Annotated in this window: 9 protein-coding genes; 5 read left to right on the top strand and 4 right to left on the bottom strand. The window is 47.0% G+C overall.

All coding sequences use genetic code 11. The annotated features are described in order from the left end of the window. The first annotated feature begins 172 nt into the window (after positions 1-172). Positions 173-1,141 carry a LysR family transcriptional regulator gene (locus tag GOL65_RS21370; protein WP_140920127.1) on the top strand — a complete coding sequence of 323 codons (969 nt, stop codon included), beginning with the start codon at positions 173-175 and terminating at the stop codon, positions 1,139-1,141. 284 nt (positions 1,142-1,425) lie between these two features. Here the strand turns inward: GOL65_RS21370 and GOL65_RS21375 are convergent, their stop codons facing one another. Further along, positions 1,426-2,844 carry a glutamate synthase small subunit gene (locus GOL65_RS21375; protein WP_140920126.1) on the bottom strand — a complete coding sequence of 473 codons (1,419 nt, stop codon included), beginning with the start codon at positions 2,842-2,844 and terminating at the stop codon, positions 1,426-1,428. Positions 2,845-2,858: 14 nt separating this feature from the next. After that, complete coding sequence (gene gltB, locus GOL65_RS21380; RefSeq protein ID WP_140920125.1) at positions 2,859-7,322, bottom strand: glutamate synthase large subunit; 4,464 nt, start codon at positions 7,320-7,322, stop codon at positions 2,859-2,861. A 731-nt stretch (positions 7,323-8,053) separates the two neighbouring features. Between gltB and GOL65_RS21385 the strand changes: the two genes are divergently transcribed. From GOL65_RS21385 to mtgA, 4 genes are all read left to right on the top strand, one after another. Beyond that, entirely contained in the window at positions 8,054-8,992 is a 939-nt protein-coding gene (locus GOL65_RS21385; RefSeq protein WP_140920124.1) for a TIGR01212 family radical SAM protein, read from the top strand. Between the two features lie 222 nt (positions 8,993-9,214). Continuing rightward, positions 9,215-11,545 (top strand): aerobic respiration two-component sensor histidine kinase ArcB, encoded by a 2,331-nt coding sequence (arcB, locus tag GOL65_RS21390; RefSeq protein WP_140920123.1) that lies wholly within the window; start codon positions 9,215-9,217, stop codon positions 11,543-11,545. Between the two features lie 183 nt (positions 11,546-11,728). Continuing rightward, on the top strand, positions 11,729-12,382 hold the full coding sequence (gene elbB / locus GOL65_RS21395) for an isoprenoid biosynthesis glyoxalase ElbB (protein ID WP_140920122.1): 654 nt from the start codon (positions 11,729-11,731) through the stop codon (positions 12,380-12,382). Continuing rightward, the gene (gene mtgA, locus GOL65_RS21400) at positions 12,379-13,095 is read left to right on the top strand and encodes a monofunctional biosynthetic peptidoglycan transglycosylase (protein WP_140920121.1); all 717 of its coding nucleotides are present in this window, start codon (positions 12,379-12,381) and stop codon (positions 13,093-13,095) included. The genes elbB and mtgA overlap by 4 nt, the downstream gene beginning before the upstream one ends. 74 nt (positions 13,096-13,169) lie before the next feature. Here mtgA and GOL65_RS21405 read toward each other — a convergent pair whose 3' ends face one another. Further along, complete coding sequence (locus GOL65_RS21405) at positions 13,170-13,748, bottom strand: hypothetical protein (RefSeq protein ID WP_140920120.1); 579 nt, start codon at positions 13,746-13,748, stop codon at positions 13,170-13,172. 2 nt (positions 13,749-13,750) lie between these two features. Further along, positions 13,751-15,265, bottom strand: coding sequence for an ExeA family protein (locus tag GOL65_RS21410; RefSeq protein WP_140920119.1), 1,515 nt, complete (start codon positions 15,263-15,265; stop codon positions 13,751-13,753). Between the last annotated feature and the right edge of the window lie 210 nt (positions 15,266-15,475).

Raw genomic sequence — 15,475 nt, forward strand, 5'->3', positions numbered from 1 at the left:
TGCCTTTTATTAATGAATAATCATGATTAAAATCTTTTATATTTATAACTATCAAATAGTTAAATTTATTTTATTTGATTAAAGTCACGTTACGTTTGTTACATTTGTTTACTTTATGCCGATAGTAGGTTATCTCTGTGGAGAGATAAATACTCCTTTCCGGATAACGATTATGCGTAAAGTGGAAAACATTCCGCTGGATACGGAATTACTGGGTTTATTCAAAGCTTTATCTGAAACACAATCACTGACGGCTGCATCAAACAAGCAGGGAATGAGCCAGGCCGCCGCCAGTCGGGCATTAACAAAACTGAGAGCCATTTTTAACGATCAGCTGTTTATTAAGTCGGGCTACGGTATGCAGGCAACGCCAAGAGCCAGGCTGCTTACTCCCAGAGTGCTGGCTGCTTTACAGGAACTGGAACGTTTAACCGATCCTGATGAATTCAGGCCGGAAGAGTTAACGCGTACGCTGTATGTCGGGGCGGTAGATAATGGCGTATTTACCATTTTTTCCCGGGTGATTGGTGAGCTCTTTCGTCAGGCTCCAAAAGCGCGCATTGAAATACTGCCAATAGGGGAAGATCTGTGTTCCAACCTGAAATATGGAAGCATGGATTTAGCCATTTTTCCTCTGCTGGCGTTGCCATCAGATTTTCATGAGATCAATCTGTTTGAAACCTCTTACGCCTGCTTAGTACGGCAGGGTCATCCGTTGACGGAATATATTAATTCGGGAAAAACGCCGTCAATGGAACAAATTAATCAGTACCGGCGTATGCAGATAACCGTTCATGACGGTAAACAGGGGCAAGGATATGCCATTGATGACGGTGCTTTTGAACATTCGGCAGATCATGACATAGCTATGTCGGTCCCTTATTTTTTAGCCGCACCAATGATACTGGCAGAAACCGACTTTGTATTAACCTTACCCTGCCAAACCGCTCATCATTTTGCAGAAAAGAATAATCTGGTAGTACTGCCTTACCCCTGTGATTCACGCAAATTTTTTACCCGATTGATCTGGCACCACCGGGTGCATTATGACCCTGCGGTTCAATGGCTGAGAAGCCTGTTTATTAAGTGTGCGTCGGAAGAAGGAAAACTTGTTAAAACAAAGGAAACTGGCAACTATTGATGAAATAATCTGAATCCCGATAGTTTAGTTTTGTGTTTTACAGTGCTTAACTGTCGGGAGGGGCTCCCGCGGGGGTCGACTTGGCGTGAGCCAACGAAGTGCCCGTAGGGAGACCAGGCCCGACACGCACAGAAGCTAAGTACAATGGGTCTTCCGGTCGAGTATAAAGCTAATATAAGCACTTTAGATTTTACGACCGGAATATCCATGGCTGCTGATTTATTAATTTTTCATTAGTCAGAACCCGCCAGAACAGACGGGCTCTTTTCATGATTAATAAAAAACTAAACCCCCAAAAACGTCATAATCCCATCCGCTGCTTTACGCCCTTCGGCAATAGCCGTTACCACCAGATCGGAACCGCGAACGGCATCACCACCGGCAAATATTTTACTATTGCTGGTTTGGTAAGGTGTTTCAGTGTTATCAGGTGCGGTAATACGACCTTGCTTATCAACGTTGACACGTTGTTCCGCTAACCACGGCATACTGTGTGGTTTGAAACCAAAAGCCATGATAACGGCATCAGCATTCAGGGTATGTTCTGAACCCTCAATCACTTGTGGGTTACGACGCCCTTTGGCATCGGGTGCTCCCAGCTCAGTGCGTACTACTTTCACACCGTTAACCTGACCGGCGGCATTCACTTCAATGCTGATTGGCTGCAAATTGAACTGGAACTCAACGCCTTCTTCACGGGCATTTTTCACTTCGCGCCGTGAGCCTGGCATGTTCTCTTCATCCCGGCGATAGGCACAGATCACCTGAGTTGCCCCCTGACGGATAGCGGTTCTGACACAGTCCATTGCGGTATCACCGCCACCAAGTACCACCACACGCTTACCTTCCAGATTGATATAGGGTTCATCATTGCTGGCGGCGTAGCCCATAATATGTTTGGTATTGGCAATCAGATAAGGTAGGGCGTTATACACACCATTAGCCTGCTCGTTCGGTAATCCGCCGGACATCGATTGATAAGTACCAACACCCAGAAACAGGCTGTCGTACTCTGCCAGCAGTTGGGCGACAGAAATATCCTTACCAATTTCGGTGTTCAGGCGAAACTCAATTCCCATCTCAGTAAAGATTTGGCGACGTTTCACCATCACCTCTTTATCCAGTTTGAAAGAGGGGATACCAAACGTTAACAAACCACCGATTTCCGGATGACGATCGAAGACTACCGCCTGTACGCCATTACGCGCCAGCACGTCAGCACAGGCCAGTCCTGCCGGACCTGCACCAATAATCGCCACTTTTTTACCGGTAGATTTCACCTGAGACATATCCGGTTTCCAGCCCATCTCCAGCGCTTTATCAGTGATATAACGCTCAATGTTACCGATGGTGACGGCACCAAATTCATCGTTCAGGGTGCAGGAGCCTTCACACAGGCGATCCTGTGGACAAACTCGACCGCATACTTCCGGCAGGCTGTTGGTTTGGTGAGCCAGATCCGCCGCTTCCATAATACGTCCCTCATTGGCCAGCTTCAGCCAGTTAGGGATGTAGTTATGTACCGGACATTTCCACTCACAATAAGGGTTACCGCAGGAGAGACAACGGTCTGCCTGCGCTTTGGCCTGCGTATCCAGAAAGGGTTCGTAGATTTCAACAAACTGAATTTTCCGGATATTTAGCGGTTTTTTAGGCGGATCAACACGCTGCAGGTCGATAAATTGATAGACATTTTCGCTCATGGTTTACCTTCCTCTTACTGCGCCTGAATCCGCAACTCAGCGCTGGAACGGCTACGATGGCCGAGCAGTGCTTTGATATCGCTGGATTTTGGTTTGACCAGGACAAATTTAGTTGCCCACTCGGACCAGTTTGCCAGAATTTCTTCTGCTCTGGCGGAACCGGTGTTCTGGATATGTTCGGTTAACAATCCACGCAAATGCTCTTCGTGAATGGCTAATGCATCGACTGCCAGCACTTCAACCAGTTCAGGATTAACCCGTTTACGGAACTCGTTATTTTCGTCCAGTACATAAGCGAAACCACCAGTCATACCTGCACCAAAGTTGATACCGGTACGACCCAGAATACAAACAATACCGCCGGTCATATATTCACAGCCATTATCACCAATGCCTTCGACTACAGTAATGGCACCAGAGTTACGCACGGCAAAACGTTCGCCTGCACGGCCAGCGGCAAACAGCTTACCGCCGGTGGCACCGTACAAACAGGTATTACCGATAATCGATGCTTCGTGCCCACGGAAAGCAGAGCCTACCGGAGGTCGAATAATAATAGTACCCCCAGCCATACCTTTACCTACGTAGTCATTAGCGTCGCCGGTCAGGGTTAGTTCAACACCCCCCGCATTCCACACGCCAAAACTTTGTCCGGCAGTACCGTTAAAGTGAACCTTGATAGGATCGCTTGCCAGTCCCTGATCGCCATGTTTCTCGGCGATAGCACCAGACAGCGCAGCACCTACCGAGCGGTCGGTATTGCAAATATCAAAATAGAACGATTTACTCTGTTTCGCCTGCATGTAAGGTTCAGCCTGAGTCAGAATAGTCTGGTTCAGAATGCCTTTATCAAACGGCGGATTGTTTTCAGTGCAAAACAGCGCTTTGCCAGGGTGTGGCTGAGCACAGTGCAGTAAACCGGACAGGTCCAGACGCTGCTGTCTGGCAGAGAAACCATCCAGTTCGGTTAACAGATCGGTACGTCCAATCAGGTCAGTTAGCTGTGCAATGCCCAGCTCGGCCATAAGCAGGCGAGTTTCATGAGCGATAAAATTAAAGTAATTAATCACTCGCTCCGGCAGGCCGTGATAGTGGTCTGCTCGCAGCTTTTCATCCTGAGTAGCAACGCCGGTAGCGCAGTTGTTCAGATGGCAGATACGCAGATATTTACAGCCTAATGCCACCATAGGGCCAGTACCAAAACCAAAGCTTTCTGCACCGAGAATGGCTGCTTTAACGATATCCAGTCCAGTTTTCAGACCGCCATCCACCTGCAAACGAATCTTATGACGCAGGCCGTTAGCCACCAGTGCTTGCTGGGTTTCTGCCAGACCTAATTCCCACGGGCTTCCGGCATATTTCACCGAGCTTAACGGACTGGCTCCGGTACCGCCATCGTAACCGGCAATAGTAATTAAATCGGCATAGGCTTTGGCTACGCCGGTGGCAATAGTGCCAACCCCCGGTTCAGAAACCAGTTTCACCGAGATCATTGCTTTATGATTGACCTGCTTGAGGTCGAAAATCAGCTGGGCTAAATCTTCGATAGAGTAGATATCATGATGAGGCGGCGGTGATATCAGGGTTACACCGGGCACCGAATAGCGCAGTTTGGCAATATAAGGGGTGACTTTGTCCCCCGGTAATTGACCGCCTTCACCCGGTTTAGCGCCCTGAGCCACTTTAATTTGGATAACGTCCGCATTCACCAGATAGGCTGGGGTAACGCCAAAGCGACCGGAAGCCACCTGCTTAATACGGGATACTTTATTGGTGCCATAACGCACCGGATCTTCACCACCTTCGCCGGAGTTAGACTTACCGCCGATGGTATTCATGGCAATCGCCAGCGATTCATGGGCATCCGGACTCAATGCACCAATAGACATCGCGGCGGTATCAAAACGGGAGAACAGCGATTCTGCCGGTTCAACTTCGTCAATTGCAATGGCCTGAGACTCATCCTGTGGTTTTAACGCCAGCAAGTCACGCAGAGTGGTCACCGGACGTTTGTTTACCAGATCGGCATACAGCTTATAGTCTTCATAGTCGCCTGATTTCACTGCGGCTTGTAGGGTAGAAACCACATCAGGGTTGTAAGCATGATACTCACCGCCGTGAACAAACTTCAGTAAGCCGCCTTGATCCAATGGTTTGCGTTTCAGCCATGCCCGTTTAGACAGGTTGAGCAAGTCTTGCTGGAAATCACTGAAGTGGGCACCCCCGATACGACTGGAGACGCCTTTAAAACAAAGTGCGGTCAGTTCGGAATGCAGGCCAACGGCTTCAAACAGTTGAGAACAACGGTAAGAGGCAACGGTGGAGATGCCCATTTTGGACATAATCTTATACAGACCTTTATTGATACCGTTACGGTAATTCAACATCACCCGGCGCTGTTGCTTCTCAATAACGCCATTCTCTACCATTTTGGCCAGCGTTTCATAAGCCAGATAAGGGTAGATAGCGGTAGCACCAAAGCCTAACAGCACGGCAAAGTGGTGCGGGTCACGGGCGCTGGCGGTTTCAATAATAATATTGGCATCGCAGCGCAGATTTGATTCCACCAGACGGGTTTGCAGCGCACCCACCGCCATGGGGGCAGGAATAGGTAAACGGTCTGGCGCAATATTGCGGTCAGACAGAACCACCAGTACCGTGCCCTGACGTACTTTCTTCTCGGCTTCATCACACATGGCGATAACGGCAGCATGCAGATCCATTTTGTCCGGACAGTAGGTGATATCTACTGTATCGGCCCGGTAATACTCCTCTTTCAGCGTGGTGAGCTGAACAAAGTCAGAGTACAGCAATACTGGTGAAGTAAAGCTCAGACGGTGAGCCTGACCTTCAGCCTCACAGAATACGTTCATCTCGCGACCAATATTGGTCGCCAGCGACATGACATGAGCTTCACGTAGCGGATCAATCGGTGGGTTAGTCACCTGAGCGAACTGCTGACGGAAGTAATCGTAGATAACCCGCGGCTTGCTGGATAGTACGGCAAACGGAGTATCATCTCCCATAGAGCCGGTAGCTTCCTGACCGTTCTCGCCGATAACACGAATGACCTGCTCCAGCTCTTCATTACTGTAGGCAAACTGCTTCTGGTAGGTTTCCAGCAGGGTATCATCCATTTCGCGGCTGCCTACTTGATCGTCTGGCAGATCTTCAAACGGTGTTAAGCGACGAACGTTTTTGCTCATCCAGCTCAGATAAGGGTGACGGCTCTTCAGGTCATTATCGGTTTCATTGGTGCGCAGAATTCTGCCGGTGCGGGTATCGATCACCATTAACTCACCGGGGCCAACGCGGCCTTTTTCCACCACTTCATCCGGTTGATAATCCCAGATACCGACTTCTGAGGCGCAGGTGATCAGCTTATCTTTAGTGATCACATAGCGGGCAGGGCGCAGGCCGTTACGATCCAGATTACAGGCGGCATAGCGTCCATCGGACATTACGATACCTGCCGGGCCATCCCAGGGCTCCATATGCATGGAGTTAAAGTCAAAGAAGGCGCGCAGCTCTTCATCCATATCGGGGTTGTTCTGCCATGCCGGTGGAACCAGCAGGCGCATGGCCCGAATCAGATCCATCCCGCCGCTAAGAAATAGCTCCAGCATATTGTCCAGCGAGCTGGAGTCAGAGCCGGTTTCATTAACAAAAGGGGCGGCATCCTGTAAGTCAGGAATCAGCGGGGTTTTAAATTTATAGGAGCGGGCTCTGGCCCACTGGCGGTTACCGGTAATAGTATTGATTTCACCGTTGTGCGCTAAATAGCGGAACGGCTGTGCAAGCTGCCAGCGGGGTACGGTATTGGTGGAGAAGCGCTGGTGAAACAGACAAATGGACGATTCTAACCGCAGGTCTGCCAGATCGAGATAGAAACGCGGCAGGTCAACGGGCATACACAGCCCTTTATAGATGCTGACTACGTTCGATAAACTACAGACGTAGAAGGTCTCATCTTCCACTCGTTTTTCGATACGACGGCGCGCCATAAACAGACGACGTTCCATATCTAATGAGCGCCAGCCTGCCGGTGCGTTAACAAAAATTTGCTCAATACGCGGTAGGGAAGAGAGCGCAATTTCCCCCAGCATATCCGGATTGGTTGGCACTACGCGCCAGCCAATAATTGAAAGGGTTTCACGTTGAAGTTCTTCTTCAACGATTTTACGGCTGGCTTCTGCCTCTTCCGCATCCTGACTTAAAAACAGCATGCCGACGGCATAGTTTTTTGCCAGTCGCCAGCCTTGCTCTTCCGCCACCAGACGAAAGAAACGGTCAGGTTTTTGCAGTAATAGCCCACATCCATCGCCGGTTTTACCATCGGATAATATCGCGCCGCGATGCTGCATGCGTGACAGGCCATGAATAGCCGTTCTGACGACTTTATGGCTTGGCTCGCCTTCTATATGGGCAATAAGGCCAAAACCACAGTTGTCACGTTCTTTCGACGCGTCGTATAGCATGATGTTGCTCTCCAGTTACCCCATGTGTGTATTTCTGATGTTGTTATAGTTTGCTGCCTGTTCATAATCGGCGTGGTGGATGGCGGACACTCCTTTACCCGTGTTGATAACCACGCTATCTGCTATATCCGTTATTTATAATTTGCCAGTCCAGAGAGGGATGTATGGTCAGCGTTATGGGGAACACTCCACATACATAACGCCACTGTTATTGGATAGCAGAATCTATTCCTTAGACCCTTAAGAATGGCGCTCAACCAACTTAATATACAAAGAGAATTCAGGTCAAATATGCAGCGTAAAATGCACTATTTTATGCTTTTTAGGTTATTTAATTGAATTTAAAGGAATTTATAACCTATTTGAGATAGGGATTTTGTTTTTCAGTGGCAATAAAATGTGAGCTAAGTCACTGTACTATTGGGTGTGAATTATGTTCATTCTCTCCTGATACTCTATATTCTGGTACTATATGTCGGTTTTTAAATTATCTTTAGTATTTAATTGTGTTGTTTGTTGAGATTATGTTACGGACTGGTTGAGTATCAGTATAAAAAGAAATCATAAAAGGCTAGCGTTCTTCATTTTGTCTTATATCGATATTTATTCTGTGCTCACAGCCTTACTGATTTGATCTTTATCACCTCGTTACGAGAGAATTAAGCGTAGTCTGGTGGCCCTTTTTCTCCCGGAGAGATAATAGAATATCCTTCTAAAACATGTGATTAATCATGCAACTGAATCGACATATCAATATGTTTGGTGCTGACTTACAGCAGTGCTACGGCGAAAAAATTCATAAGCTGACGCTGCATGGCGGGTTCAGTTGTCCTAACCGTGACGGTACGGTTGGTCGGGGGGGATGTACTTTCTGTAATGTAGCTTCGTTTTCAGATGAGGCACAGCAGCATCAGAGTATTGCAGAACAGTTGGCGCGTCAGGCGAAGAAGGCAAATCGGGCCAGCCGCTATCTGGCCTATTTTCAGGCCTATACCAGTACTTATGCGGAGATTTGTCTGCTGCGTGATATGTATCAGCAGGCGCTGTCACAGGCAGATATTGTTGGGATTTGTGTTGGTACTCGCCCTGATTGTGTATCTGAGCCGGTCTTGGATTTGCTGTCAGATTATTGTCATCAGGGGTATGAAGTGTGGCTGGAACTGGGGCTACAAAGCGCTAATGATAAAACGCTGAAAAAAATTAATCGTGGTCATGATTTTGCCTGCTATCAGGCAACAACTCTCGCCGCCCGGCAGCGGGGAATAAAAGTCTGTACTCACCTGATTGCCGGATTGCCAGGTGAAAGCCTCAATGACAATTTAGAAACGGTTGCCAGAGTGGCGGAAACGGGGACTGATGGTTTAAAACTGCATCCTCTGCATATTGTTACTGGCAGCACCATGGCAAAAGCCTGGCAGGCCGATCGACTGACGGCTCTGGGGCTGGAAGAGTATGTACAACGTGCCGGTGAAATGATCCGCTATACGCCGGTTGATATTATTTATCACCGAATTTCTGCTACGGCACGGCGCCCAACCCTGTTAGCGCCGCTATGGTGTGAAAACCGCTGGCTGGCGATGAATGCTATTGAGAAGTATCTTATTAAAATGGGGAATCAGGGTTCGGCTTTAGGGCAAAGCTTTATTCCTTGTGGGGTAATGGCGGAATAAAGACGGTCTTCCGGCCGAGCACGGAAGGAGATATGAGCAACATAGTTTTTGCGGCCGGAATATACACAGCTGCGGATTAATGACGTTTGTCAGCGGTCTTTTCCTCTGATTAACTTTGTTATCAATATGAAATTAATGCATTATTTGATTTAACTGCATTTTTCGCTATTTATCCCCGGTTTACGGTATGATTTCGGCGATAAAAAAATCTTGGGAGTAACAATGAAGCAACTGCGGAAATTAGCCCAGTATTATGTTGATGCCATGGTGAAGTTAGGCCTGGTACGCTTCTCTCTTATTTTGGCATCGATCATTATTGTTCTGGCTTTTACCGTGCAGATTTCGGTAACCGCAGCGCTGCATGGCGAAATTGAACGCATCGATGTTATCCGCTCTATTTTCTTTGGGTTGCTGGTAACTCCCTGGGCAGTCTATTTTCTCTCGATCGTCGTTGAACAACTGGAAGATTCTCGTCAGCGTTTAGCCAAAATGGTTGAAACGCTGGAGGATATGCGCGCCCGTGATTTAGAACTCAATCACAAACTACAGAATAATATTGAGCGTCTGAATCAGGAAATTGGCGAGCGGATAAAAGCCGAAGAGGCCAGGGAACGGGCGATAGAAGAGTTACAAATTGAGATTGCTCAGCGCCAGCAAGCGCAGATTGAATATGAGCAGCAATCCGTATTTTTACGCTCGTTTTTAGATTCATCTCCCGATCTGGTGTATTACCGTGATGAAGAGGGGCATTTTTCCGGCTGTAACCGGGCAATGGAATTATTAACCGGCCGCAGCGAGAAACAGTTAATTGGCCTGAGTCCGGACGATATCTATAACAGTGAAGTAGCAGAAAAAGTCATTGAAACCGATGATAAAGTGTTTCGCCACAATGTATCACTGACCTATGAGCAGTGGCTGGTATATCCGGATGGTCGTAAGGCATGCTTTGAAGTACGTAAAGTGCCTTTCTATGCGCTGGACGGTAAACGTCATGGCCTGATGGGATTTGGTCGGGATATCACCGAACGTAAGCGTTATCAGGATGCGTTGGAGAAAGCCAGCCGCGACAAAACCACCTTTATTTCGACTATCAGCCATGAATTAAGAACGCCCTTGAATGGTATTGTCGGGCTAAGCCGCATCCTGCTGGATACCGAGTTGAATGCTGAACAGCTTAAATACCTGCGTACCATCTACGTTAGTGCCACCACGCTGGGATATATCTTTAACGATGTTATCGAGTTGGACAAAATCGAGCGGCGTAAAACTCAACTGGAAATCGCTCCGCTGGATTTACTGAATTTCCTTTCAGATTTAGAAAATTTATCCGGATTATTAGTTGAGCCGAAAGGCCTGAGCTTTACGTTGGAATATGGTGATAACCTGCCAGCCTTTATCATGACGGATGGAACCCGCTTAAGACAGATTCTGTGGAACCTGATTGGTAATGCCGTGAAGTTTACTTCTCAGGGCGGCGTCACCATTCGGGCTCGTCGTGAAGGAGAAAATCACTTCTATTTTGAAGTGGAAGATTCCGGTATTGGCATTCCACAGGAAGAAATTGATAAGATTTTTGCTATGTACTATCAAGTCGCCAGTAAGCACGGCGGCCGCCCGGCGACCGGAACTGGTATTGGACTGGCGGTATCCCTGCGTCTGGCTCAGGCGATGGGGGGCGATATTTTCGTTAAGAGCGAAGTGGGCCGGGGCACTATCTTCACCGTATTTATTAAGGCATCGGTAGCAGAAAAAGAGGCTCCGCAGAAAGAAGAGTTACCTTCAGCTTCTTTAAGGGTATTATTGGTGGAAGATATTGAGCTGAATGTGATTGTTGCCCGTTCAGTGCTGGAAAAACTTGGGCATACTGTCAGTGTTGCGATGACAGGTACGGAAGCGCTGGAGAAGTTTAAGCCAGGAGAGTTCGATTTGCTGCTGCTGGATATCCAGCTACCGGATATGACAGGCTTTGATATTGCCCAGCAGATTAGAACCAATTATGCGCCTGAACAGATTCCGCCGTTGGTGGCGCTAACCGCAAACGTATTAAAGGACAAACAAGAATATCTGAACTCAGGGATGGATGATGTACTCAGTAAACCGCTTTCGGTACCGGAGTTAATGGTAGTCATCAAGAAAATCGGAAGTGCCCAACTAAAAATGTTACCTAAATTACAGGAGCAAGGCGCGATGAAGCCCAATGAGTCTATACTCGATTTAACCATGTTAGAGCAGTATATGGAGTTAGTTGGTCCACAGCTTATTCTTGACGGTTTGACCATGTATGAACAAGTGATGCCAGGCTATCTGGCGGTGCTTGAATCTAATATGACGGCCAAAGATGAAAAAGGTATCACTGAAGAAGCGCATAAAATTAAAGGGGCTTCCGGATCCGTTGGCCTGAAACATCTTCAACAGCTGGCTCGCCAGATTCAAACGCCAACGTTGCCTGCCTGGTGGGATAACGTGGAAGAGTGGATTGATGAATTGAAGCTGGAATGGCGTAATGATGTTCAGGTATTACGTACTTGGGTTGAGGCCCAGGAAAAACGCTAACAGGTCTCAATACCAATGATTTTAATGCGGCGAAACCGAGAGGTTTGCCGCGTTGTTGCTTATGGCTACAGGTAAATTTTTCATACTGGATGTAGTATTGAATGTTGTACCGAATGTAGTACCAAATAGAGTACCGATAATCGGTAAATTATGACCAGCTTAGTTTAACGGGAGGAATGATTGATGAAACGGGTTGCCGTTGTTTTAAGTGGATGCGGTTTTTTAGATGGGGCAGAAATAAACGAGTCAGTATTAACCCTGTTGGCATTAGACCGAGCCGATGCTGAGGTAACCTGCTTTGCTCCCGATCAGCCTCAGTCCGATGTCATCAACCATTTTACTGGCCAACCCGCAACTGAGAGCCGCAATGTGCTGACCGAATCTGCGCGTATTGCCAGAGGTAAAATTCAGCCACTGTCTCAGGCAGATGCCGCGTTGTTTGATGCTCTGATTGTACCGGGTGGTTTTGGTGCAGCAAAAAACCTGAGTAACTTTGCTTCTCGTGGCGCCGAGTGTGAAATCAATCAGGATTTGACTCGTCTGGTTAAAGCAATGCATAACGCGGGTAAGCCGATGGGCTTTATTTGTATTGCTCCCGTATTGTTACCAAAAATGTTAGGCGTTCCGGTTCGCTTGACCATTGGTAACGACATTGATACCGCAGAAGTGGTGGATGCCATGGGGGGTGAGCACATTACTTGCCCGGTGGATGATATTGTGGTGGATGAAGAACAAAAAGTGGTGACTACACCTGCCTATATGCTGGCCCAGCGCATCAGTGAAGCTGCTCAGGGTATTGAGAAACTGGTCGCTCGCGTATTGGTGCTGAGCGAATGAAAAAGTTCGCCCCTTCAAAAATGATGGGGCGCCTGCTGTTTTGGTTAAAACGATGCATTAAGGTTGTTTTACTGATTTGGGGTGCCGGGCTCATTATTTTCGCTTTTTTACCGGTGCCATTTTCTGCGGTAATGGTAGAAAAGCAGCTGGGAGCCTGGTTTACGGGTAATTTTTCCTATGTTGCTCATCAAACCTGGGTATCGATGGATGATATCTCCCCCCATATGGCGCTGGCAGTGATCGCGGCGGAAGATCAAAAGTTTCCTGACCACTGGGGCTTTGATATGAATGCCATTGCCTCTGCATTCAGTCATAACGAACGTAAACCTAATCGTATTCGTGGAGCTTCAACTATTTCTCAGCAAACGGCTAAAAATCTGTTCCTGTGGAATGGCCGCAGTTGGGTACGTAAAGGGCTGGAAGCTGGATTGACCGTTGGTATGGAACTGGCGTGGACTAAACGCCGTATACTGACGGTTTATCTGAACGTTGCTGAGTTTGGCGAGGGCGTGTTTGGCGTTGAAGAAGCGGCACAGCGTTACTTTAAAAAATCGGCAAAGAATCTGACGCCATCTGAATCGGCAAGGCTGGCCGCAGTTTTACCTAATCCTATTCGTTATAAAGCCAATAAACCCTCCGGCTATGTGATTCAGCGACAAAACTGGATATTGCGCCAGATGAGACAGTTGGGAACAGGAACGCTGGACTGGTAACGCAGTGCCAGCATGAAGAAGCTCAGAGATATAAGCTCTGAGCCTGATAAATGTGTAATTGAATACGCTGCAATTTATTTCTTTTGTGGTTCTGTGGTTACCTGTGGAATATCCGAATTATATTCCCGACTTTGTTCCTGCAGAGCCTGTGCCAGCCGTTCCCTAAGATTTCTGGTCGCTTCACTTTCACTGCTTTCATCACTGACGGGTGTCCTGAGTTTATTGCTCATTGGGGCCAGTGGAATATCGCCTTCAGGTTCGCCTCGTATCACATCCCTATCCACCAGTGGTTGGCTTAGATTATCCATGGTGGTTAACGGTGATGGTGCCTGTGGTTGAGGTAGTGGTTTAGTGGTGTAAATATAGTGCATGTCAGACAGGAATATTTCTGGCAGCGCTTTTGGGGCTTCAGGTACAGGAGCCGATGCCTGTACTTCTACTGGTTTAGGGTAAAGATATTGCCAGTACATATGGCCAAAGGTTCCACTAACTATAAGCAGTGATGCTGCTATTACACCGGCAATGATATACAGGCTTAACCGAAAGTAACTCAACGGTGCCGCAGTAATACGTACCCGTTCATTGGTACGTTGCTGGTTTTGATTGCGTTGATTACGCTGGTTACGATAAGCAGTAAGAGAGATAGTGGACATAGTTACTGTATCCTTTGCTTGATGACTGACACATCCGGTATATTTTGATCTTTTATTAGCTTCGGTGAATCACCGGAGGCCAGCGCCAATTTCATTAGTGTCTCTGAACCGACCAACCCGTCATCCTTTAAGCCTTCATTCTTCTGGAATTGCTTAACGCTCTCCATCATCTCAGGAGACCAGCTATTCTTTTTGCTTTTGGGTTTGAGTAAGGTGCGACTTAACATCTTATCCAGCCAGGCGATTTCACTGCTGCTGCTGACTGCATCGATCTTATCCCGACCCAGTGGCGTTAGCCGATAAAATATAATGTATTGACCGGTACTCTTTTGCTCAAACCAGCTACGGTTATTAACCAACAGATCGATATCTGTTTTGCCAACCCGAACCACGCTGACATAGCCAACATTGTCGTCAACTTTCACTTCTGCTATCCATGGGTAGCCAATCTTCTCCATCTCTTCCAGAGTAGCCTGACCTTTTTTACACTGAAGATTAGCTCTGCCAGCCTCCTCACAAAAAGCATCGTCATTAGAAACGTCGTAGCCCCATATTTTGTACATCTGCCGCATTGCGGTTATTTGATTACCTATTTCCAGATTTACCGCAGGTTCAGATTGTGGTTCAGGAACGACTATCGGATCGGGTTCCGGTGGATTCCAGGCCGTTGGATGCGGTAACAGTGGAGAAATAACCGGCAACATCGCCCAGCCAAGGGCCAGACAAACAACCACCGATGCCAGTGCAATGGATAACTGCGTTGGTGTAGCACGACAGGAGCCAGTGATCTCTTTGGTTGCCATCTGTAGATGGTGTTGAGTGATAGTTTCGCTTCGCTCGGCATAAGCTCCCAGCAGCGCATAATGAGCAATGCGATTTACCAGTGAAAGCTTGCCTTGGGCTGCCCGATAAATCCAGCGTATTTGTTGGGGGCTAAACAGTGTCGGCTTACCATCATTCCAGGCCAGTTGATGCTCAAAATACTCTGTGTACTCACGTAGGCCAGGCATACGAAAGTTTAGATTGGTGTGTAACCATGATTGAAAGGTTTTGGGTAATAAGCGCCCCAGCTTTTCAGAACCACACAGAAGAATGGTCAGCGAAGCATTTTGTTCTTCCGCCTGCGCAAGGCGCTTTTTTAATATGTCCCAACATCCTTCAGCCATACATTGGGCAGAGGTAACGATCAGCAACTGCGAATTGGTAGTGATAAATCCGTGTGTTACCACCTGATGATTGGCCTCAATATTTTCCAGCTTTTTCACTAACTCCTTTTTTGACAGCGAAGGAGAAGCATTGATAGTTAAGCTATGGCCATGATATTCAGCCCCAATTCTTTTAATAACATCATTCAGGCTATTTTCATCTTGTGAATAGAAACCAATAACGCCTTTTTTATTACAGGCGTGGGAAATTAATAAATAAATGCTATGAAAATATTCAAGAAAAAATCGATTGTTATGAAAAATAGTATTTCTAAAGGGCTCACTGCCAAATTTGAAATGTTCTAAGTACATGATTATTATCACCCTTTAAGATATTGACGACATTTTTGTTTAAACGATTATTTATTCATTTAAATCAATGTGATGTTTTTCTTTGTGGCAGGTGGTGAAAAATATATTATCTACCAGTAAATATTTTTGATTTTTTGACAAAAAATTATTTAATTCAAGGCGATCAAACTATTGAGTTAATTATAAAGTTATCATTGTGATAATGAATTT

Origin of the sequence: Limnobaculum xujianqingii, assembly GCF_013394855.1 — a bacterium.
Taxonomy (GTDB): Bacteria; Pseudomonadota; Gammaproteobacteria; order Enterobacterales; family Enterobacteriaceae; genus Limnobaculum; species Limnobaculum xujianqingii.

Coding starts and splice junctions, on each gene's coding strand:
- GOL65_RS21370 (WP_140920127.1), top strand. CDS start 173: ATGCGTAAAGTGGAAAACATTCCGCTGGATACGGAATTACTGGGTTTA.
- GOL65_RS21375 (WP_140920126.1), bottom strand. CDS start 2,844: ATGAGCGAAAATGTCTATCAATTTATCGACCTGCAGCGTGTTGATCCG.
- gltB (WP_140920125.1), bottom strand. CDS start 7,322: ATGCTATACGACGCGTCGAAAGAACGTGACAACTGTGGTTTTGGCCTT.
- GOL65_RS21385 (WP_140920124.1), top strand. CDS start 8,054: ATGCAACTGAATCGACATATCAATATGTTTGGTGCTGACTTACAGCAG.
- arcB (WP_140920123.1), top strand. CDS start 9,215: ATGAAGCAACTGCGGAAATTAGCCCAGTATTATGTTGATGCCATGGTG.
- elbB (WP_140920122.1), top strand. CDS start 11,729: ATGAAACGGGTTGCCGTTGTTTTAAGTGGATGCGGTTTTTTAGATGGG.
- mtgA (WP_140920121.1), top strand. CDS start 12,379: ATGAAAAAGTTCGCCCCTTCAAAAATGATGGGGCGCCTGCTGTTTTGG.
- GOL65_RS21405 (WP_140920120.1), bottom strand. CDS start 13,748: ATGTCCACTATCTCTCTTACTGCTTATCGTAACCAGCGTAATCAACGC.
- GOL65_RS21410 (WP_140920119.1), bottom strand. CDS start 15,265: ATGTACTTAGAACATTTCAAATTTGGCAGTGAGCCCTTTAGAAATACT.